This is a genomic window from Pseudomonas sp. 13B_2.1_Bac1 (assembly GCF_025466155.1).
GTDB classification, from domain to species: Bacteria; Pseudomonadota; Gammaproteobacteria; order Pseudomonadales; family Pseudomonadaceae; genus Aquipseudomonas; species Aquipseudomonas aylmerensis.
Window position 1 is genome coordinate 1 of record NZ_JANLOH010000055.1, and the last position, 19617, is coordinate 19617.

General features: G+C 62.3%; 21 protein-coding genes. 8 read left to right on the forward strand and 13 right to left on the reverse strand.

Annotated elements, in window-relative coordinates; genetic code table 11:
- Positions 1 to 381: 381 nt before the first annotated feature.
- The 3 genes from NTD80_RS13925 (at position 382) to fdhA (ending at position 3391) form a co-directional block, all read left to right on the forward strand.
- A complete protein-coding gene (locus NTD80_RS13925) occupies positions 382 to 1014 on the forward strand; it encodes a sarcosine oxidase subunit gamma (RefSeq protein WP_065904762.1) in 633 nt (210 codons plus the stop codon).
- Positions 1015 to 1139: 125 nt separating this feature from the next.
- A complete protein-coding gene (purU, locus tag NTD80_RS13930) occupies positions 1140 to 1997 on the forward strand; it encodes a formyltetrahydrofolate deformylase (RefSeq protein ID WP_005792124.1) in 858 nt (285 codons plus the stop codon).
- 194 nt (positions 1998 to 2191) lie between these two features.
- Positions 2192 to 3391 (forward strand): formaldehyde dehydrogenase, glutathione-independent, encoded by a 1200-nt coding sequence (fdhA, locus tag NTD80_RS13935; protein WP_034116135.1) that lies wholly within the window; start codon positions 2192 to 2194, stop codon positions 3389 to 3391.
- 35 nt (positions 3392 to 3426) lie between these two features.
- On the opposite strand, the gene NTD80_RS13940 is transcribed toward fdhA, so the two are convergent.
- The 6 genes from NTD80_RS13940 to NTD80_RS13965 form a co-directional block, all read right to left on the reverse strand.
- On the reverse strand, positions 3427 to 3795 hold the full coding sequence (locus NTD80_RS13940; RefSeq protein WP_120450237.1) for a hypothetical protein: 369 nt from the start codon (positions 3793 to 3795) through the stop codon (positions 3427 to 3429).
- Positions 3796 to 4770, reverse strand: a complete 975-nt coding sequence (locus tag NTD80_RS13945; RefSeq protein WP_262134053.1) for a hypothetical protein — start codon at positions 4768 to 4770, stop codon at positions 3796 to 3798. It lies immediately after the preceding gene.
- A 213-nt stretch (positions 4771 to 4983) separates the two neighbouring features.
- A complete protein-coding gene (locus tag NTD80_RS13950) occupies positions 4984 to 5388 on the reverse strand; it encodes a DUF3757 domain-containing protein (RefSeq protein ID WP_262134054.1) in 405 nt (134 codons plus the stop codon).
- 139 nt (positions 5389 to 5527) lie between these two features.
- Entirely contained in the window at positions 5528 to 5986 is a 459-nt protein-coding gene (locus NTD80_RS13955) for an anti-sigma factor domain-containing protein (protein ID WP_262134055.1), read from the reverse strand.
- A gap of 76 nt (positions 5987 to 6062) precedes the next feature.
- Positions 6063 to 6740 (reverse strand): anti-sigma factor domain-containing protein, encoded by a 678-nt coding sequence (locus NTD80_RS13960; RefSeq protein WP_262134056.1) that lies wholly within the window; start codon positions 6738 to 6740, stop codon positions 6063 to 6065.
- On the reverse strand, positions 6737 to 7381 hold the full coding sequence (locus NTD80_RS13965; protein WP_410017414.1) for a sigma-70 family RNA polymerase sigma factor: 645 nt from the start codon (positions 7379 to 7381) through the stop codon (positions 6737 to 6739). Before NTD80_RS13965 ends, NTD80_RS13960 begins: the two co-directional genes overlap by 4 nt.
- 127 nt (positions 7382 to 7508) lie before the next feature.
- On the opposite strand from NTD80_RS13965, the gene NTD80_RS13970 reads away from it, so the two are divergent.
- Positions 7509 to 8081 (forward strand): DUF2780 domain-containing protein, encoded by a 573-nt coding sequence (locus tag NTD80_RS13970; RefSeq protein ID WP_065904752.1) that lies wholly within the window; start codon positions 7509 to 7511, stop codon positions 8079 to 8081.
- Here the strand turns inward: NTD80_RS13970 and NTD80_RS13975 are convergent.
- Positions 8078 to 8965: an acyltransferase gene (locus tag NTD80_RS13975; protein WP_065904750.1), complete on the reverse strand. Its 888-nt coding sequence runs from the start codon at positions 8963 to 8965 to the stop codon at positions 8078 to 8080. The two genes, NTD80_RS13970 and NTD80_RS13975, sit on opposite strands and share 4 nt — an antisense overlap.
- A gap of 173 nt (positions 8966 to 9138) precedes the next feature.
- Between NTD80_RS13975 and NTD80_RS13980 the strand changes: the two genes are divergently transcribed.
- The 4 genes from NTD80_RS13980 to creD are packed head-to-tail and all read left to right on the forward strand — an operon-like array spanning position 9139 to position 13180.
- Positions 9139 to 9639: an ATP-dependent zinc protease gene (locus NTD80_RS13980; protein ID WP_065904748.1), complete on the forward strand. Its 501-nt coding sequence runs from the start codon at positions 9139 to 9141 to the stop codon at positions 9637 to 9639.
- A gap of 8 nt (positions 9640 to 9647) precedes the next feature.
- Positions 9648 to 10316 carry a two-component system response regulator CreB gene (creB, locus tag NTD80_RS13985; protein WP_065904742.1) on the forward strand — a complete coding sequence of 223 codons (669 nt, stop codon included), beginning with the start codon at positions 9648 to 9650 and terminating at the stop codon, positions 10314 to 10316.
- Positions 10316 to 11755 carry a two-component system sensor histidine kinase CreC gene (creC, locus tag NTD80_RS13990; RefSeq protein ID WP_262134057.1) on the forward strand — a complete coding sequence of 480 codons (1440 nt, stop codon included), beginning with the start codon at positions 10316 to 10318 and terminating at the stop codon, positions 11753 to 11755. Before creB ends, creC begins: the two co-directional genes overlap by 1 nt.
- A 51-nt stretch (positions 11756 to 11806) precedes the next feature.
- A complete protein-coding gene (gene creD / locus NTD80_RS13995; protein ID WP_262134058.1) occupies positions 11807 to 13180 on the forward strand; it encodes a cell envelope integrity protein CreD in 1374 nt (457 codons plus the stop codon).
- 258 nt (positions 13181 to 13438) lie between these two features.
- Here creD and NTD80_RS14000 read toward each other — a convergent pair whose 3' ends face one another.
- The 6 genes from NTD80_RS14000 to NTD80_RS14025 all read right to left on the reverse strand — a co-directional run bounded on the left by NTD80_RS14000 (position 13439) and on the right by NTD80_RS14025 (position 19539).
- A complete protein-coding gene (locus tag NTD80_RS14000) occupies positions 13439 to 14068 on the reverse strand; it encodes a glutathione S-transferase family protein (RefSeq protein WP_262134059.1) in 630 nt (209 codons plus the stop codon).
- A 79-nt stretch (positions 14069 to 14147) separates the two neighbouring features.
- A complete protein-coding gene (locus NTD80_RS14005; protein WP_262134060.1) occupies positions 14148 to 14345 on the reverse strand; it encodes a DUF4175 domain-containing protein in 198 nt (65 codons plus the stop codon).
- Positions 14342 to 15445, reverse strand: coding sequence for a PepSY-associated TM helix domain-containing protein (locus NTD80_RS14010; protein ID WP_262134061.1), 1104 nt, complete (start codon positions 15443 to 15445; stop codon positions 14342 to 14344). The genes NTD80_RS14005 and NTD80_RS14010 overlap by 4 nt, the downstream gene beginning before the upstream one ends.
- Before the next feature lie 62 nt (positions 15446 to 15507).
- Complete coding sequence (locus NTD80_RS14015; protein WP_106802452.1) at positions 15508 to 17940, reverse strand: TonB-dependent siderophore receptor; 2433 nt, start codon at positions 17938 to 17940, stop codon at positions 15508 to 15510.
- Positions 17941 to 18055: 115 nt separating this feature from the next.
- Complete coding sequence (locus NTD80_RS14020) at positions 18056 to 19024, reverse strand: FecR domain-containing protein (protein WP_262134062.1); 969 nt, start codon at positions 19022 to 19024, stop codon at positions 18056 to 18058.
- The gene (locus NTD80_RS14025; protein ID WP_065904725.1) at positions 19021 to 19539 is read right to left on the reverse strand and encodes an RNA polymerase sigma factor; all 519 of its coding nucleotides are present in this window, start codon (positions 19537 to 19539) and stop codon (positions 19021 to 19023) included. Before NTD80_RS14025 ends, NTD80_RS14020 begins: the two co-directional genes overlap by 4 nt.
- Positions 19540 to 19617: the final 78 nt, after the last annotated feature.

The window sequence follows — 19617 nt, forward strand, 5'->3', positions numbered from 1 at the left end:
GACTGACCCACCGCTTTCGCGAGCAAGCCCGCTCCCACAGTCTTGATCGCTGTTCGGGCTTGGGATTCGGGGTGCTGCACCGGCATTTGAGCGGGAGGCACAACTCGGTTCCAACCTTGTAATACATCCCAAATGTGGGAGCGGGCTTGCCCGCGAAGGCGCCAGATCAGTCACCCCCTGCAGCGACTGACCCACCGCTTTCGCGAGCAAGCCCGCTCCCACAGTTTTGATCGCTGTTCGGGCTTGGGATTCGGGGTGCTGCACCGGCATCTGAGCGGGAGGCACAACTCGGTTCCAACCTTGAAATACATTCCAAATGTGGGAGCGGGCTTGCTCGCGAAGGCGCCAGTAGATTCACCACAGAATTCAGAAAGGTGCTTTATGACAGCAGCCAACGTATACCAACAACGCCCCACCACCGGCGCCAAGGCCGAGTCGTCGCTGCACCATGCCGACCTCGCCAGCCTGGTCGGCAAGGGCCGCAAGAATGCCGGCGTGACCGTGCGTGAAAAGAAACTCCTCGGCCACCTGACCATCCGTGGCGATGGCCACGATGCCGCCTTCGCCGCCGGCGTGCACAAGGCCCTGGGCATCGAACTGCCTGGCGCCCTGCAAGTGATCGTCAACGGCGAAACCAGCCTGCAATGGCTCGGCCCGGATGAGTGGCTACTGGTCGTGCCAAGCGGTGAAGAGTTCGCCGCCGAGAAAAGTTTGCGCGAGGCGCTGGGCGAGCTGCATATCCAGATCGTCAATGTCAGTGGCGGCCAGCAGATCCTCGAGCTCAGCGGCCCGAATGTGCGCGACGTGCTGATGAAGTCCACCAGCTACGACGTACACCCCAACAACTTCCCGGTGGGCAAGGCGGTGGGCACGGTGTTCGCCAAGTCGCAACTGGTGATCCGCCATACCGCTGAAGACACCTGGGAGCTGGTGATTCGTCGCAGCTTCTCGGACTACTGGTGGTTGTGGCTGCAGGATGCCTCGGCCGAATTCGGCCTCAACGTTCAAGCCTGACATGATCGTTCCCACGCTCCGCGTGGGAATGCATCCCGGGGCGCCCTGCGTCCCAAGAGCGGACGCAGAGCGTCCATGGCGGCATGCCCACGCAGAACGTGGGAACGATCAAGGAGTCATGCACTATGAGCCGCGCACCCGATACATGGATTTTGACCGCCGACTGCCCCAGCGTGCTCGGCACGGTGGACGCGGTCACCCGCTATCTGTTCGAGCAGGGGTGCTACGTCACCGAGCACCATTCGTTCGATGACCGCCTCTCGGGCCGATTTTTTATCCGCGTGGAATTCCGCCAGCCCGACGGCTTTGACGAGCAGGCTTTCCGCGATGGCCTGGCCACGCGCGGTGAAGCCTTTGGCATGATCTTCGAGCTGACGGCGCCGAACTACCGGCCAAAAGTGGTGATCATGGTCTCCAAGGCCGATCATTGCCTGAATGACCTGCTGTACCGCCAGCGCATCGGCCAGCTGTCGATGGATGTGGTCGCGGTGGTCTCCAATCACCCCGATCTCAAACCTTTGGCCGACTGGCACCAGATTCCCTACTACCATTTCCCCCTCGACCCCAATGACAAACCGTCCCAGGAGCGGCAGGTGTGGCAAGTGGTGGAAGACACGGGGGCAGAGCTGGTGATCCTTGCGCGCTACATGCAAGTGCTGTCGCCGGAGCTGTGCCGCAAGCTGGATGGCAAGGCGATCAATATCCATCACTCGTTGCTGCCGGGATTCAAGGGCGCCAAGCCCTATCACCAGGCCTACAACAAGGGCGTGAAATTGGTCGGCGCCACGGCGCATTACATCAACAACGATCTGGATGAAGGGCCGATCATCGCCCAGGGTGTGGAGGTGGTGGACCACAGCCACTATCCGGAGGATTTGATTGCCAAGGGGCGCGATATCGAAGGCCTGACATTGGCCCGGGCCGTGGGGTATCACATTGAGCGGCGGGTGTTCTTGAACGCCAATCGCACGGTGGTGCTCTGACGGCCGCCTTCGCAGGCAAGCCAGCTCCCACATTCGACCGCATTCCAAAGGTGGAACCCGGTCGAATGTGGGAGCCGGGCTTGCCCGCGATGAGGCCATCAGCAACAACGCAAGAACAGCATCTGTACCCGAGCACTTTACGCGCTGCCTGCCTGGGCAACGCGGTTCCATAAAAACAACAGCGAGGTGAAAGCATGTCTGGTAATCGTGGTGTCGTGTATCTCGGCAACGGCAAGGTCGAAGTACAGAAAATCGACTATCCCAAAATGCAGGACCCCCGTGGCAGGAAGATCGAGCACGGCGTTATCCTGCGCGTGGTCTCCACCAACATCTGCGGCTCCGACCAACACATGGTGCGCGGCCGCACCACCGCCCAGACCGGCCTGGTGCTCGGTCACGAGATCACCGGCGAAGTGATCGAGAAGGGCAGCGACGTCGAAAACCTCAAGATCGGTGACCTGGTCTCCGTCCCCTTCAACGTGGCGTGCGGCCGCTGCCGTTCCTGCAAGGAGCAACACACTGGCGTCTGCCTGACCGTCAACCCGGCACGTGCGGGGGGTGCCTATGGCTATGTCGACATGGGCGACTGGACCGGCGGCCAGGCCGAGTACGTGCTGGTGCCGTACGCCGATTTCAACCTGTTGAAACTGCCGGACCGCGACAAGGCCATGGAGAAAATCCGCGACCTGACCTGCCTCTCCGACATCCTGCCTACCGGTTACCACGGCGCCGTGACGGCCGGTGTCGGCCCTGGCAGCACCGTCTACATCGCCGGCGCTGGCCCGGTCGGCCTGGCTGCAGCGGCCTCGGCACGCCTGCTGGGCGCGGCGGTGGTGATCATCGGTGACGTCAACCCGATCCGCCTGGCCCACGCCAAGGCCCAGGGGTTTGAGATTGCCGACCTGTCCAAGGACACCCCGCTGCACGAACAGATCGCCGCGCTGTTGGGCGAGCCGGAAGTGGACTGCGCCGTCGACGCCGTAGGCTTCGAAGCCCGTGGCCACGGCCATGAAGGCGCCAAGGCGGAGGCCCCGGCCACCGTGCTCAACTCGCTGATGGGCGTGGTGCGCGTGGCGGGCAAGATCGGTATCCCCGGCCTCTACGTGACCGAAGACCCGGGCGCCGTCGACGCCGCCGCGAAAATGGGCAGCCTGAGCATTCGCTTTGGCCTGGGTTGGGCCAAATCCCACAGCTTCCACACCGGGCAGACGCCGGTGATGAAGTACAACCGCCAGCTGATGCAGGCGATCATGTGGGACCGTATCAACATTGCCGAGATCGTCGGTGTGCAGGTGATCAGCCTGGATGATGCACCGCGCGGATACGGCGAGTTCGATGCGGGTGTGCCGAAGAAATTTGTGATCGATCCGCACAAGTTGTTCAGCGCGGCGTAGGCGATGACAAGGGCGACCCATGGGTCGCCCTTGTTTTATATGATGTCGCTCTCCACAAGCAGCCCGGTGATGCAGATGCCTATAAGGCCCAGGAAGGTTGCGAGTGTTGGTATGACCATCCAATACTTGAGGTGCAGTGGTATTTTTTGAACGTCTTCAACAAGCACCATGCCTCGCCATTGAATGACTTTTGGGATGAGAATAACAGTGGCCATGGCGAAGACTCGTTGAGGTCTTCCTTCAAAGTGAAAATGACGAAAAGTGTGCCTGCACCCGACGATAAAAGTGCTGTATGGCATATAGCGCTCAGCGGCATCGAGTTTCTTGTACATGGCAGAAAAGAGAAGCGGAAAACTTAATAGCAGAAGGACGAATGAGCCCACGGCAAAATATTTCAAGTACATTTATCTTTCCACCGCATGATAGAGAGTGTCACCTACCCATTCCCCACCCTTGCCTCCGAGCTTGCCAGCAGCGAGTCCGCCCGCAGCACCGCCGATGATCGCGCATGCCAAAGCTCCGGCGCCGGCCGTGGGTATGCCGAAAGCAATCATGCAGACGGCGGTACTGACATAGGCGCCTGCAATACCACCCGCAGATGCGCCGCCCACACTGCCCACCAACTTGGCTCCTTCCACATACTTTGCCTGGGTACACTCCTGCTCCCGCCCTTTTGAACAGGCCTCGGTTATTTCCAGCGCCGTCGATCCCACATCCAGTGCAATACCGATGTAAGTCCCCTTCTTCACGATCTCTGAAGCCTTGGCTACACGTTTTACCGCTTCCTCATACCCCCGGACCTGCCCATGGTGCCAATAACGCTTGCTGGAGATACCGAGCATCTTTTTAATCGAGCCTTCATTTTTTAATCCAGTGCCCAAGCGAGCCATCCCTGACAGCTGCCGGTCCAGCGTCGCAAACAATGCCTTGCGCCTGGCAAGGAATTCATCCCTTGCAGCCGTGGAGCCCTTGCTCAAGTACTGTTTATGCAAGGCATCGATTTCGTTGAGGGTTTTCTCGACGTGCGACAGGTGCTTGCTCCAGGCGCTGCTGGCACTTCCAATACCCAAGGAGGCATGTGACATGATGGCTTGCAACTGATCATAGTTCTTGATCAAGAATTGATCGGTGGCGGAATGCGCCAGCAACGCGTGTTTTATGTTCTGCGCCGAGCGCATCAACCGTGCTTCCTCAGTGGTGCAAGATGCTGTACTCGCGTCTGGAATTATCACCAGTTGCCCTGGCAGTACCACGACGTTGCGAATGTGTTGGTTGATGATGTCGAATTTGGTGTGTGTGTGGTGATTAAGTGAAAGGCTAAGTTTGAGCTGCGGATAAGGCATCGGCCTTTCATTGATAAATGCGTAGGGTCCCTGCATCGCGTACGCCTCCAAGGCTGTGGCGCACGACTATAAGAAGGCGCCACAAGGGCTGTAAGGCGTGTACAGGGACGTTGTTAACGTTTCAGAAATGGACTACTTGATCCTCGGATCATGCCTATGATTTCTGGCGTCGGCTGATCATATTTAGCAACGCAAGGTGATGGCGCAGAGCGCGGCGTAATAAAAAAGGGCGACTTCAAGTCGCCCTTTTCAGTGGTGCGTAAATTCACACCTGGAACGGTCCAGGGCTTCGCAATAGGTGCCTCTCCACTCGCCTCTGGTGGGCGTAAGGTTCCAATCAACGACAGGTGCCGTTACCGAAACGCTGGCGTCGTTATTCATGGGGCCTTTATAGGTGCAAATGACGGCCTTGCTGTTCATGTCGTAACGGGCATCGTGGAAGGTCGAGTCAGTCAGGTCCAACACCGCCGCCTGCGGGTTTTCGCCTGTCCAGGTGAGCGCGTCAGGCTGTGAGGTTTCGTAACGGTAACCGCCGCTGGCCATTGCCGTTTGCTTGATGTCCTGGATCGGCGGGCAGGTGGAAGTTGCCGCCGCGTGGGCAGGGCCCATCAGTGCGATCGTGACGAACACACCTGCAGACATTGCGCTGTTCATGGCCCACCTCCTGTGGCGCGCGGGAGGCTTTATGCTGCGGGTGGTTTTGCGTCGACGGCTACTGTGAGAAATCACAGTTTTCTAGAACAGGTCGCGATTAATCCATGGGCTTTTATCGCGAGGCACGTAAAAGACCAACTCACCGCACCGCCAGCGCGCCCTGATACACCGTCGGCCCTGTCGGCTGTTTGCTCAACGAGCCGCCCTTGGTCTCCGAACTCACCAGTAACGCCACCGGCTGTCGGATGCTTGCCTGTTGGCGCGGGTTGAGGCCGATGATGCCTTTGCCGTCCTCCGGCAATAGCCCCAGGGATACCGGCTTGCCCCCTTCGGGCATGGCCCACAGTTCCAGGCTGCGATCAGGCTCGGGCGCTGTCGTGGCGATCGGTTCGACTTCGAGGTAATCCTTGTGCGCCATGACCTGCGCCGCCGGCTGCTGGGTGGTGGTCACCAGGGTGGCGGCGGACTTGACGTTGTCCTGGGTGTAGAACGCGCCGCCGAGGCCGGCGATCACGGCCACGCAGACGCCGATGAACAGGCGCGGACGGCTCCAGAAAGGGAGCTTGGGCTCGATGATGGTGGGGCGTGTCGCGCTCATGAAGGGGGTCCTGACAGGGCTTTCAGTCCTGTCATGGACCCTGGTTTACGCGATGGGTTCCTGAACCGGTTGGCGCTCAAAGTGATGCCAATTGGCCCTGATACAGCACCGGTCCGGTCGGCTGTCCGGTGGGCGAACCGCCGCGTGGCTCCAGGCTCACGGCCAGGGTCAGCGGTGCGGCAAGCAAGGCTTGCTGTGCCGGGCTCAGCTGAATCCGGCCTCTGCCTGCCGTCGGCACCAGGCCCAGCGAGATCGGTTTGCCACCGGGCTGGATGGCCCACAATTCCAGGTCGCGCGTCGGCTCAAGCGCGGCCAACGCCAGCGGCTCCACTTGCAGGTGATCGGTAAACGCCTTGATCTGCAGCGCCGGTTGCTGGTTGGCAGCGACGAGTGTGGCGTTGTATTCCACGCCCAGGTCGCGCTGGTACAGCACGCCCACCAGCACCGCGATGACAATCCCGAAGGCCGCCGCCCATAGCCGCAGGTTCAGCCACAACGGTTTCTTCGCCGGCAGGTGCAGGACCTGCGGCTCGATCCGCGCCTGGATGCCTTCCCACACGTGGTCGGGCACCGGCCGTTCGGGCAGGGTCCCGGTCAGGCTGGCCAGGGCCGCCTGCCAATGGCCGAGTTCCACGCGTAATGCGGCGTCGTCGAGCAGCAGGGCCTCAAACCGGCGGCGGGCGGTAGCGGGCATCAGGCCGATGGCGTAGTCGCCCGCCAAGGCGCGGCGCAGGGGAGTGGTCTGGTAGTTCATGATTCAAGGCACCTGCGCAGGCGTTCCATGCCGCGACGAATCCAGGACTTGACCGAACCCAGCGGCGCGGCCAGATGGTCGGCCAATTCCGAGCACGACAGGCCCTGGAAGTAAGCCACGGTGATCGATTGGCGCTGCATGCCGTCGAGCGTGTCGAGGCAGCGGTTCAGCGCGCGCGCCTCGCGCTCGCTGTCGAGCTGTTCGAAGGTACTGGGGCCGTCATCGAGCAGGGCGTCCTGTTGGCCATCTGCCAACGGTTGTTCACGGCGTTTGCGCAGTTGGTCGATGGCCAGGTTGCGGGTGATGTTCACCATCCAGGTCATCGGCGCCGCCAGGTGGGCCTCGTAGCGCGAGGCGTTGTACCAGATACGCACGAAGGCTTCCTGCAGCACCTCTTCAGCCAGGTCCGGGCGGCCCATGAAACGCAAGGCAACGCCGTGCAGCCGCGGTGAAACCGCACGGTAGAGGGTTTCGAACGCCTGGCGGTTGCCCAGGGCGCATTGGGCCAGCAGGGGCCGCAGCGGGTCAGCGTCGGAAGTGGAAATAGGGCTTCTCCAGGCCCTGGCGACAGGGCGGTGGGACTGCACGTGCAAGCGGTGGCAGGCAGAGGGTAGTCCAGGTTGCGCGTGCGTTCCATTCACCGGCGTCGTCCTCAACAGGTGTGTGGTGGTTATACGCAGCAGGCGGGGGATTGGATGCACTGGGAACAATCCCCCGGGCTATCCAGTCAAATGCCTGCTTTCGCACCTATATCCAGAGGTTGTTTCGATGAAGATTTCACGCGGTTTCGCCCTTTCCTGCCTGATGACCCTGGCGGCCGGCCCGGTGTTCGCCGCAGGGTTCAGCCTTGGCGATGCGGCCAATGCCATTTCCGGCATGCAGGGGGGCAACAACAAAGCCGCTGCCGCCGCGCCGTCGTCCGAGACGGCCGGCCTGCTGAGCGCATTGACCTCGCAATTGAATGTCACCCCCGAGCAAGCGGTCGGCGGCACCGGCGCGATGCTCGGCCTGGCCAAGAACCAACTGAGCAGCACCGACTACTCGCAACTGGGCAAGAGCGTGCCGGGCCTGGATCAGCTCTCGGGCAACAACGCGTTGGGCAGCCTCGGGGCCTTGAGCGGGATGCTCGGCCAGACCGGCGGCAGCAAGACCAGCGGCCTGGATGGACTGCTGGGGAATGTGAAAAACACCAATGACCTGAACACCGCGTTCAGCGCCCTGGGCATGGACAGCGGCATGGTCGGCCAGTTTGCCCCGGTGATCCTGCAATACCTGGGTGGCCAGGGCGCCAGCAGCTCCGTGTTGGGCAAACTGGCCCAGGCATGGGGCACCGGCAGTTAAGGGTTTTCCGCGCGCAGTTGTGCGATGCGCGCGTCTTTCTCCAGCCAGAGCTGGTTCACCCAGTTCTGGACGGTCTGGCGAAACACCGGATCGTTTTCGTAATCGCCCTGCCACAACGCCGGATCCAGCTCGCGGGTCTGGATATCGATGATCACCGTCGGCACCGAGCCGCAGATCAAGTCCCAGAAGCCCGGGATCTTCTCCTGGGGATAGACGACCGTAACGTCGAGCACGGCGTCCAGTTGTTCCCCCATCGCCGCCAATACAAACGCCACGCCACCCGCCTTGGGTTTGAGCAGACGCTCGAACGGCGAGTCCTGCTGCTTGCGCTTGGCCGGGGTGAACCGCGTGCCTTCCAGGTAATTGACCACCGTCACCGGTTGGCGCTTGAACAGCTCGCAGGCCTCTTTGGTGATCTTCAGGTCCTGGCCGGCCAGCTCGGGGTGCTTGGCCAGGAAAGCCTTGGTGTACCGCTTCATGAACGGGTAATCCAGCGCCCACCAGGCCAGGCCGAGGAAGGGCACCCAGATCAGTTCTTTTTTCAGGAAGAATTTGAAGAACGGCGTGCGCCGGTTGAGGGCCTGGATCAGCGCGGGGATATCCACCCATGATTGGTGGTTGCTGATCACCAGGTAGCTGGTGTCGCCGCGCAGGTCGCCGCCGCCGCGAATGTCCCAGCGGGTCGGGATGCACCACGAGAAAATAAGCTTGTCGATCTCGGCCCAGGTCTCGGCGATCCACATTACCGCCCAGGATGCGTAGTCGCGAAAACGTCCGGGAGCCACCAGCTTGAGCAGGGCAAACACCATCAATGGCCCGAACAGCACCAGGGTGTTGAGCAACAGCAGCAGGGTAACGAAACAGCCGGTGAGCAGGCGGCGCATAAGCAACTCTTGGGATCGTGTGGGCGGGTCATGATAAGAGAGCTTGGTCTGCAGGCCAAATCTCAAATCACCGGACGAATGTTTCACAATGTGCCGGTTATGCTCGGATCAGCTAACTAAGTGCCCCCTTTGCGGTCTAGAATCCGCCTACTTCTTTCCGAGGAAACCACTTCGTGAAACTGCTCCTTGCCTCGCTCGCCCTGGTTGCCCTGCCCGTCATGGCTGCCGAGCCGACCCTTTACGGTCGCTACGAATACATCCAGTTGCCGGAGATCGGCGAAACCTTCAAGGCCAAGATGGACACCGGCGCGCTGACCGCTTCGCTGTCGGCCCGTGACATCGAGACCTTCACCCGTGACGGCGACGATTGGGTGCGCTTCCGCCTCGGCGGCAAGGACGCCAGCAACAAAGTCTACGAACACAAAGTGTCGCGCATCAGCAAGATCAAGAGCCGCGCCGACGAAGACGACGACAAGGACGAAGCCAGCGTGGCCAAGCGTCCGGTGATCGACCTGGAAATGTGCCTGGGCGACGTCAAGCGCACCGTCGAGGTCAACCTGACCGACCGCAGCAGCTTCAACTACCCGTTGCTGATCGGCGCCAAGGCCCTGCGCGAGTTTGGTGCAGCGGTGAACCCGGCCCGTCGCTATACCGCTGACAAACCGGACTGCTGATCGAACCCATGCCGCACATCCTGATTGTCGAAGACGAAGCGGCGATAGCCGACACGCTGATCTTTGCCCTGCAAGGTGAGGGCTTCACCACCACCTGGCTGAGCCTTGGCCAGGAAGCGCTGGCCTATCAACGGCAAACACCGGCCGACCTGATCATCCTCGACATCGGCCTGCCGGATATCACCGGCTTTGAGACCTGCAAGCAATTGCGGCGTTTCAGCGAAGTGCCGGTGATGTTCCTGAGTGCGCGCGATGGCGAGATCGACCGCGTGGTGGGCCTGGAGATCGGCGCCGACGATTATGTGGTCAAGCCGTTCAGCCCGCGGGAAGTGGCGGCGCGGGTGCGGGCGATCCTCAAGAGGGTCGGCCCTGGCGTGGCCCCCGCCGTGTTCCAGGTTGACCTGGAGCGCATGCAGATCAGTTATCGCGGCCAGCCCCTGAGCCTCACGCGGCATGAGTTCCGCCTGCTGCAGAGCCTGCTGGAGCAGCCCGAGCGCGTGTTCAGCCGCGAGCAGTTGCTGGACGCGGTGGGCGTGGCGGCGGATGCCGGCTACGAGCGCAATATCGACAGCCACATCAAAAGCCTGCGCAGCAAATTGCGTGGCATTGCGGCGGACGCCGAGCCGATCCAGACCCATCGCGGCCTCGGCTACAGCTACAGCCCGGGCAACAGCTGATGCGCCTGGGGCTGCGGATTTTCCTGGTGTATGCGCTGTTCATCGGCCTGACCGGCTACTTCGTGCTTAGCACGGTGATGAAGGAAATCCGCCCCGGCGTGCGCCAGTCCACCGAAGAAACCCTGGTGGACACTGCCAACCTGTTGGCCGAGATCCTGCGCGATGACGTGAAAAACCACACCCTCGGCCAGAGCCACTGGCCGCAGCTGCTCAAGGCCTACGGCAATCGCCAGCCGGGCGCGACCATCTGGGGCCTGCCGAAAAACCAGGTCAACCACCGTATCTACGTGACCGATGCCAAGGGCACCGTGCTGCTCGATTCCAGCGGCGAAGCAGTGGGCCAGGACTACTCGAAATGGAACGACGTGTACCTGACCCTGCGCGGCGAATACGGCGCGCGTTCCACCCGCAGCGAACTGGACGACCCCGCCTCATCGGTGATGCACGTGGGCGCGCCGATCCGCGATAACGGCCAGATCATCGGCGTGGTCACGGTGGCCAAGCCCAACAGCTCGCTGCAGCCGTATGTCGATCGCACCGAGCGGCGGCTGCTCTGGTACGGGGCCGGGCTGGTGGTGCTCGGCCTGTTGCTGGGGGCGGTGTTGTCATGGTGGCTGAGCAGAGCCCTGCACCGGTTGACGGCCTATGCGCAGGCGGTCAGCGAAGGCCGGCGTGCCGAGTTGCCGCACTATCGCGGCGGCGAGCTCAAGCAGCTGTCCACCGCCGTGGAGCATATGCGCACGCAGCTGGAGGGCAAGGCCTACGTCGAGCATTACGTGCACACCCTGACCCATGAATTGAAAAGCCCATTGGCCGCGATTCGCGGCGCGGCGGAGCTGTTGCAGGGCGATATGAGCCGCGAGCAACAGCAGCGTTTCGTTGGCAATATCGACAGCGAGAGCGCGCGCCTGCAGCAGTTGATCGAGCGCCTGCTGAACCTGGCGCAAGTGGAGCAACGCCAGGGCCTGGAAGAACAGGTCAGCCTGCCATTGGCCGGCTTGGTCGATGAGGTTCTCACGGCCCAATGCGCGCGTATCGAAGGCGCCGGCCTGCACATCGAACAAACGATCGGCGCCGACGTGAAAGTGTTCGGCGAACCTTTTCTGCTTCGCCAGGCCCTGGGCAATCTGCTCGAGAATGCCCTGGACTTCACCCCGCCCGGCGGCACCTTGAGATTCAGTGCGCAGACACAGCACCACGCGGTGCAGGTCAGCCTGTTCAACCAGGCCGCGCCGATTCCCGACTACGCCTTGCCGCGCCTGAGCGAGCGATTCTACTCCTTGCCACGCCCGGCCAGCGGGCGCAAAAGCACTGGCCTGGGCCTCAACTTTGTCGAGGAAGTGATGAAGCTGCACGGCGGCGCGTTGCAGATCGGCAATGTGCCGGGCGGCGTGCAGGTGGTGCTGCATCTCCACACAGTCTCCACATTGCCCACATAAATCCCCCACACGCGCGGCTCATGCTCTGCCCATCAAAACAGGGAGAGACCCATGAACCGCAGCCTGCTTTTCAAACTTGGCGCGATTGCGCTGCTGATCCTGCTGTTGCTGATTCCGTTGCTGATGATCAACGGCATTATCGGCGATCGCCAGCAACTGCGCGACGGCGTCCTGATGGACATCGCGCGCAGCTCCAGCTATGCCCAGCGCCTCACCGGACCGGTGATGGTGGTGCCGTATCGCAAGACCGTGCGCGAGTGGAAACTCAATGAAAAGCTCAACAAACGCTACGAGGTCACCCGTGAGGAGCGCGGTCGCCTGTATTTCCTGCCGGACCGTTTCGAACTCGACGGCAAGGTGCAAACCGAACTGCGTGCCCGGGGCATCTACCAGGCGCGGCTGTTCCATGCCGACACCCGCATCAGCGGGCGTTTCGAGCTGCCTGCGCAGTTGGGGATCACCGAAGACTTTGCCGATTACCGCTTCGAACCGGCATTCCTGGCGGTGGGCATCAGTGATATTCGTGGTATCGAAAACGCGCTGAAACTCGAGCTGGGCAGCCAGCGCCTGGAGTTCTCGCCGGGCTCCCAAGTGGACTGGCTGGGAGAGGGCGTGCACGTGGCACTGCCCGAACAGGACAGTAAAAAACCGGCCGTGGTAGATTTTGCTTTCGACCTGCGCCTGCAAGGCACCGAACAACTGCGAGTGGTGCCCGTGGGCAAGACCAGCCAGGTCTCGCTCGCCTCCAACTGGCCGCACCCCAGCTTCATCGGCAACTTCCTGCCGACCCAGCGCGAGGTCACCGATCAAGGCTTCAGCGCCAGCTGGCAGACTTCGTTCTTCTCCACCAACCTTGAGCAGGCCCTGCAAACCTGCCTGGACGGCCAGGGCTGCAACGACTTCAACAACCGCAGCTTTGGCGTGAACTTCATCGATCCGGTGGACCAGTACCTCAAGAGCGACCGCGCGATCAAATACGCGCTGCTGTTCATTGCCCTGACCTTTGCCGGTTTCTTCCTCTTCGAAGTGCTCAAGAGCCTGGCGGTGCACCCGGTCCAGTATGCGTTGGTGGGCTTTGCACTGGCGTTTTTCTACCTGCTGCTGTTGTCGTTGTCCGAGCACCTGGGCTTTGCGTTGGCTTACCTGATCTCGGCGAGTGCCTGTGTGTTGCTGATCGGATTTTATGTGTGCCACGTGCTGCGCAGCGTCGCCCATGGCCTGGGTTTTTCTGCTGGATTGGCGGCGTTGTATGGCTTGTTGTACGGGTTGTTGAGTGCCGAGGATTACGCGCTGCTGATGGGCTCGCTGTTGCTGTTTGGCCTGCTGGGGACGGTGATGGTGCTGACGCGCAAATTGGATTGGTACGGCGTGGGCAAGCGCAAGGTCGCCGAGCCGTTGCAGTTCGACCTGGAGGACGTGCAATGATCGGTTTGCGTGAGGATCAGCGAGTGAAGGCGCAGTTGGTGGCGAGGATCAATCGGCTGTTCCCGGTGGTTGTGGCGAGCGGGCTTGCCCCGCGTTGGGCTGCGCAGCAGCCCCAAAACTTGAGATGAGTTTCATCGGATAAAACGCGGTGGCCTGATGGGGGCCGCTTCGCAGCCCAACGCGGGGCAAGCCCGCTCGCCACAGGGAGTTCGATCACCACAAGATGCCCGCTCGCCACAGGTTCAGGTGGAAACAGGGCTATACCGGCGGCTGGGTCTCCAGCATCGAAGGTCGCTGGCTGACCTCGGCGTACCAGGCCGCCAGCTGTGGGTTGGCTGCGCGCCAGTGCATATCGGGGTGGCGGAAGTCGAGATAGGCGAGGGCGCAAGCGACGCTGATCGAGGCGATGTCGAAGTGGCTGGTCAGCTCGGCGATGGCGCCCTGTTCCAGCTCGGCGAGGGTGCGGCGGATCTTGTTGCGCTGCTCGTCGAGCCACGGCGCCCAGTGTTTTTCCGCCGGGCGCAGGGCCGATTCGTAACGCACCAGTACGGCCGCATCCATGATGCCGTCAGCCATCGAGGCCAGGGTCAGGCGCCGCCAGCGGGCCGAGCCGTCGCGGGGGATCAGCGGGTTGCCGACATGCTGGTGGTCGAAGTAATCGAGGATCACCCGGCTGTCGTGCAATACGCTGCCGTCAGCCAGGCGCAGGGCCGGGATCTTGCCCACGGGGTTGCCTTGCACCACCTGCACATCCGGGTTGACCGGCGTCGGCATGCAGCCGTGCAGCGCCACGCGGTCCTGCTGGCCGGTCTCGATCAGCAGCACGCGAACTTTGCGAACAAACGGTGAAGCGGGATTGTGGAACAAGGTCATGCTGGGCACAGACATGGGCATTCCTCTGGAGGGGCGAGCGGACTCGCGAAGGACGCTTACGATAGCGCAGTGCATCAGATTTGACGCGGTACTCTCAGGGTTTTCGCCGGCAAGCCGGCTTCCGCAGGAGGGCCCATACACCGATCACCGCAGGTATCCCAAGCCCCACCCAACTGAGCGAATCCCACCACCCATCCCCCAGCAACGCCGCAAATAACCCGGCGGCGCTGAGCAGGCCAATCCCCAGCGGAATGCCAAACACTTTCCAGAAACTCGACTGCCGTGGCTTCATGCCTTGCCCGCCTTGCGCCTGACGATCCACAGGTAAATCCCGCTGATCAGCACGATGATGGTCAGCACATCCAGTACCGCCCAGAGGACTTTCATCGGCATGCCGCCGTAATCGCCAAAGTGCAGGGGCTGGGACATGCCCATGGCGTCCATGTACCACGGCCGTTCGGCGATGGCGGTGACGGCCAGGGTGCTGGCGTCGATCAGCACCGGCGTCAGCAGGTGGGAGGTCAGGTGCGTGCTGCCCTTCATGAACACCGCGTAGTGGTGTTCGCTGGAAAAGCGCGTGCCGGGGAAGGCAATGAAATCCGGCTGCATGCCGGGCGCGGCCTCGGCGGCAATGCTCAGCAGCTCGGTGGCGGGCGCGCGCTGGGTCAGCGGCGGGGCATGTTTGTACGGCTCGATCATGGCGCTGAGGCTGTCCTGGCGCCAGGCTGCGATGATCAGGTCGGCACAGGCGCTGATCACGCCGGTGACGCCCACCACCAGCGCCCAAGTCAGGGTGACCACGCCGATCAGGTTGTGCAGGTCGAGCCAGCGTAGGCGGGTGGATTTGTCCTGGCGCACGGTGGCGAACTTCAAGCGGCGCATGAAAGGCAAGTACAGCACCGTGCCCGACACGATGGCCAGCACAAACAGAATGCCCATGAACGCCAGCAATAACTTGCCCGGCAGGCCGGCGAACATATCCACATGCAGGCGCAGCAGGAACAGGGTCAGCCCGCCGTTCGCGGACGGCATTTCGACAGCGTCGCCGGTGCGCGCATCAAGCATGAACGTGTGCGACGAGTTGGGTTCGGTGCCGGCCGTCGCAGCCATGATCGCGATCACGCCGTTCTTGTCGTCCTCGTCCCACGCCAGGTATTGCATGGCTTCGCCAGGGCGATGGGCCTGCGCTTTGGCCACCAGCTGTTCAAGGTTGAGCTGCGGCGTATCGGCGGGCATCTGCGCCAGTTCTGGCTCGTTGCCCAGCAGGTGATCGATCTCGTGGTGGAACACCAGCGGCAGCCCGGTCAGGGCGAGCAGCAGCAGGAATACCGTGCAGACCAGGCTGCTCCAGGTGTGGATAAAGGACCAGCGGCGGATGGTTTTACTTTTCATTTTCCAGCCTTCAGGCGCACCAAAGCCGCCCGGGAGGACGGCCTGATGGTTAACTCAGTCGATTACCACTGGTAGGTGGCACTGGCGACGACGCTGCGTTGGTCGCCGAAGTAGCAGTAGGAGCCATCGCAGGTGGAAATGTAGTCCTTGTTGAACAGGTTGGTGGCGTTGAGTTTCACCGAGGCGCCTTTGAGGCTGTTGTCCAGGCGGCCGAGGTCGTAGTGCACCGCGCCGTCGAACACGGTGTAGGCGTTGGCCTTGCCCGTCCAGGTGTTGCCTTGGTCGCCATAAGTGTTGCCGGTGTAGCGCGCGCCGAAGCCGATGCCGAAGCCATCGAGTACACCGGTGTGCCAGGTGTAGTCGGTCCACAGCGAGGCTTGCTGGTTGGGGATCAGTTGCAGGCGGTTGCCTTTGTAGATACCGGTTTGCACTTCGGACTTGGACAGGGTGTAGGCGGCGATGACCTTGAGGTTTTCGGTCACATCGGACACTGCTTCCAGTTCCAGGCCCTTGACCTTCACTTCGCCGGCCTGGTCGGTGATCGATTGGTTACCCGCGCCGATCCGGGTCACCAGCACGTTTTTCTGGGTCAAGTCGTAGACCGCCGCACTCAGCAGCGTATTGGAGCCAGGTGGCTGGTACTTGATCCCCAGTTCCCATTGTTTGCCCTCGGTGGGCTTGTACGACTTGACGGGGTCGACGCTGGCATTGCTCGCCGGCTGGAACGACTCGGCGTACGACAGGTAGGGCACGAAGCCCGAATCGAACACATAGCTGAGCGCCGCGTTGCCGCTGAAGTTTTTGCTGCGGTCAGTGTTGGTCGCGTCCAGCTTGTTGAAGTAGGTGGTGCCCTGATGCACCCAGTCCTCACGCCCACCCAGGGTCAGGCGCCAGTTGTCGAGGGCCATCTGGTCTTGTGCGTAGAGGCCGGTCTGGATGGTTTTCTGGTTGTAGTCGTAGTACGGCGTGACGTCCGTCGGGCGCAGGGTGGGCACGGTGTTGATCGGGTTGAAGATATTGATGTTCGACGCCGTGCCGTAGATCGTCCGGAAGGAGGTGTCGGTGCGCTGGTGGTCCAGGCCCAGCAGTACCGTGTGGGTGATGTCGCCCGTGGCGAAGTCAGCCTGGAAATTGTTATCCACTGCGAACTGGCCGATGTCCTCGTCAACGTTGGTGCTCGAGCGGCTGATATTGCCGTTGGCGTCAGCCGGGGAGTAGATATAGGAACCGACCGTCAGTTGCTGGAACGACAGCTCAGACTTGGTATAGCGCAGGTTTTGCTTGAACTGCCAGGTATCGTTGAAGCGATGCTCGAACGCATAACCCAGGGCGTAGTAGGTGCGGTCGTAGAACTCATAGTCGGGGTCGCCGAGGTTCTTGTGGTGGGAAACCTCGCCTTGGGGGAGCTTGATCTTGGTGCCCTGGATCGGCAGAAATTGACTGGTGGTGCCAGTATCGTCACGCGTGAACTGCGACAGCAGGGTAAGCTTGGTGTCGGTGTCGATGTTCCAGGTCAGGCTCGGCGCGATGTTGTAGCGCTTGTTGTCGATGTGGTCGACCTGGGTGCCGGCATCGCGCACCACGCCGCTGACGCCATAGAGGAACTGGCCTTCATCGTCGATCTTGCCGGTGCTGGCGAAGTTGATCTGGCGGTAGTTGTCACTGCCGTATTGCACCTGGATGGCATTGCTCGATTCGGCGCTGGGACGGCGGCTGACCATGTCCAGCAGGCCGCCTGGCGGGGTCTGGCCATACACCGACGAGGCCGGGCCGCGCAGCAGGGCGATGCGGTCGAGGTTCCAGGTCTCGGCTTTGGGGTTGGCATACACGCCGCGCGGCAGGGGCAGGCCGTCGAGGAACTGAGTGGGTTCGAAGCCGCGCACGCGCATCCAGTCATAACGGGTGTCGCTGCCGTAGCTGGCGGACACGATGCCGGGCATGTATTTGACCGCGTCATCCAGGTTCTGCACGTTGCGGTCCTGCATCTGCTCGCGGGTCGCCACGGAGATCGAGCGCGGCGCTTCCACCAGGGCGGTGTCGGTCTTGGTGCCGGCGGCGGTGCGTGTGGCCAGGTAGCCTTGCACCGGGCCCCAGGCGCTTTCCTGGTTGCCCTCTTGCCCGGTGATGTTGGTGACCGGCAGCGCCATCACGCCTTCCGGGATCGCCACCAGGGAATAAGTCCCCGCACTGCTTTGCTCCAGCTGCAGCCCGGTGCCACGCAGTGCCTCACGCAGCGCACCCGGGGCATCGAACTGGCCCTGGACCGGCGCCGAGGTCTTGCCCGATGCCAACGCCGGGTTGAGGGTCAAGGCCAGGCCGGCCTGGCTGGCGATCTGGTTCAGGGTGCTGGACAGCGGCGCAGCCGGCAGATTGTACGCGCGCACGCTGGAGGACTGCTCGGCGGCGATCAGCGCGGTGCTCGCCAGCGGCGTGCAAAGGGCAATCGCCACGGCTAACAGGCTGGGGCGCAACAAGGTGTCTAGCGTGCGGGACATAGGGCGGCTCCTGAATGGAAGTAATTCGCAATTGCCTATGTGCCGAGCGAGAATCGAAAAGTGATAGGGCAGGATCAAAATATTTTTTGTGGTGGGTTTGAGGGCCCCGCCTGAGCTAAGGCTTGGCGGTCACCGTCACCCACCACGGCGTGTGCTGCTGGATCTGCACCGGCAGGGTCGGCAGCAGCGCGTTGAGGGCCAGGTCGGTGTCGTGCAACGGGAAGCTGCCGGTGATGCGCAGGTCCGCCACGTTTTTATCCACACCCAAATGACCGGTGCGGTAGCGGCCAAGCTCGGCCACCACATCGCCGAGACGGGCGTTTTCGACCACCAGCATGCCGCGCGTCCACGCATCGGTAGCGGGGGTGACGGCCAGCGCAGGGCCAAGGCGGTCACTGCGCATCAGCACTTGCTGGCCTTCCTTGAAGATCTGTTCCTGCGGCAATGCCTCGGGCTGGGCGCCCACTGCCGACTGCAGCACGCTCAGGCGCGTGGCGTGGTCTTCGCGCTTGACGATAAACCGCGTGCCCAGCGCCCGCAGGTTGCCGTCGCGGGTTTGCACGTAGAACGGGCGCGCATCGTTGTGGCCGGTTTCGACGAGGATTTCGCCTTCCTGCAGCACAATCAGCCGGCGCTTGTCATCGAAACGTACGTCGATGGCGCTGTGGGTATTGAGGTTGATCAGCGTGCCGTCCGCCAGTTTCAGCGTGCGCTGTTCACCGGTGGCCGTGCGTTGGTCGGCCAGCCAATAGTGGATCGGCACGTAGCGTTCGCCGGCGAACAGCGCCAGGCCGCACACCAGCGCAATGCTCGCCAGGCCGCTGCCGAGTTTGCGCACGCGCTGGCGGATGCCCTCGCGCGACTGCAGCAACGCCACCCGCGCCGGGCCCGAAGCTACGCTGAAGCGCTGGTCGAGCATGCCCAGTTGGCGCCAGGCGCGGGCGTGCTCTTCATCGCTGGCCAGCCATTTATCGAATTCCTCGCGCTCCACCGCGCTGCCGTCGCCGGAATCCAGCGACAGTTGCCAGGCGATCGCCGCATCCAGCACACGGGCCGACACGGGTTTGGAACTGATCACGCTCACAGCGGCTCGCCATACAGGGCGATGTAGCACTGGCGAATGCCCTGGGCCAGGTATTGGCGCACGCGCGGCACGGAGACGCCGAGGCGCTGGGCGATTTCCGCGTGGCCCAGGCCATCCAGGCGGTTGTAGAGGAAGGCCGCGCGGGCCTTGCTCGACAGCTTGCCGAGCAGGCGGTCGATGGCCTTGAGGTCTTCGAGGATCAACTGCTGTTCTTCGGGCGATGGGTGTTCGCTTTCCGGGATCAGCATCAATTCGCTGAGGTACGCCTGTTCCAGCGCTGCGCGACGGAAGTAGTCGAACAATAACCCTTTGGCGATTGCTACCAGGAAGGCACGCGGCTCGCGGGGTGCGCGCAACTCGTCACGGCCGAGCAGGCGCATGAAGGTGTCCTGGCTCAGGTCCTCGGCGCGGCTCGGGCAGGCCACATTGCGCCGCAGCCAGGCCAACAGCCAGCCACGATGGTCGCGATATAACGCGCCAACAAGCTCACTGTGTGGGTTCTGGACCGACGACAAGGCATCACCGAATAAACAAGAGGTTTAAACTAACGAGAATTATTCGCGATTGTGTCAGAGGCGTGGGGTGGGCGCAAT

Bases quoted from the DNA above. Each gene is read 5' to 3' on its own strand.
- NTD80_RS13925 (WP_065904762.1), top strand. From the start codon at position 382: ATGACAGCAGCCAACGTATACCAACAACGCCCCACCACCGGCGCCAAG.
- purU (WP_005792124.1), top strand. From the start codon at position 1,140: ATGAGCCGCGCACCCGATACATGGATTTTGACCGCCGACTGCCCCAGC.
- fdhA (WP_034116135.1), top strand. From the start codon at position 2,192: ATGTCTGGTAATCGTGGTGTCGTGTATCTCGGCAACGGCAAGGTCGAA.
- NTD80_RS13940 (WP_120450237.1), bottom strand. From the start codon at position 3,795: ATGTACTTGAAATATTTTGCCGTGGGCTCATTCGTCCTTCTGCTATTA.
- NTD80_RS13945 (WP_262134053.1), bottom strand. From the start codon at position 4,770: ATGCAGGGACCCTACGCATTTATCAATGAAAGGCCGATGCCTTATCCG.
- NTD80_RS13950 (WP_262134054.1), bottom strand. From the start codon at position 5,388: ATGAACAGCGCAATGTCTGCAGGTGTGTTCGTCACGATCGCACTGATG.
- NTD80_RS13955 (WP_262134055.1), bottom strand. From the start codon at position 5,986: ATGAGCGCGACACGCCCCACCATCATCGAGCCCAAGCTCCCTTTCTGG.
- NTD80_RS13960 (WP_262134056.1), bottom strand. From the start codon at position 6,740: ATGAACTACCAGACCACTCCCCTGCGCCGCGCCTTGGCGGGCGACTAC.
- NTD80_RS13970 (WP_065904752.1), top strand. From the start codon at position 7,509: ATGAAGATTTCACGCGGTTTCGCCCTTTCCTGCCTGATGACCCTGGCG.
- NTD80_RS13975 (WP_065904750.1), bottom strand. From the start codon at position 8,965: ATGCGCCGCCTGCTCACCGGCTGTTTCGTTACCCTGCTGCTGTTGCTC.
- creB (WP_065904742.1), top strand. From the start codon at position 9,648: ATGCCGCACATCCTGATTGTCGAAGACGAAGCGGCGATAGCCGACACG.
- creC (WP_262134057.1), top strand. From the start codon at position 10,316: ATGCGCCTGGGGCTGCGGATTTTCCTGGTGTATGCGCTGTTCATCGGC.
- creD (WP_262134058.1), top strand. From the start codon at position 11,807: ATGAACCGCAGCCTGCTTTTCAAACTTGGCGCGATTGCGCTGCTGATC.
- NTD80_RS14000 (WP_262134059.1), bottom strand. From the start codon at position 14,068: ATGTCTGTGCCCAGCATGACCTTGTTCCACAATCCCGCTTCACCGTTT.
- NTD80_RS14005 (WP_262134060.1), bottom strand. From the start codon at position 14,345: ATGAAGCCACGGCAGTCGAGTTTCTGGAAAGTGTTTGGCATTCCGCTG.
- NTD80_RS14010 (WP_262134061.1), bottom strand. From the start codon at position 15,445: ATGAAAAGTAAAACCATCCGCCGCTGGTCCTTTATCCACACCTGGAGC.
- NTD80_RS14015 (WP_106802452.1), bottom strand. From the start codon at position 17,940: ATGTCCCGCACGCTAGACACCTTGTTGCGCCCCAGCCTGTTAGCCGTG.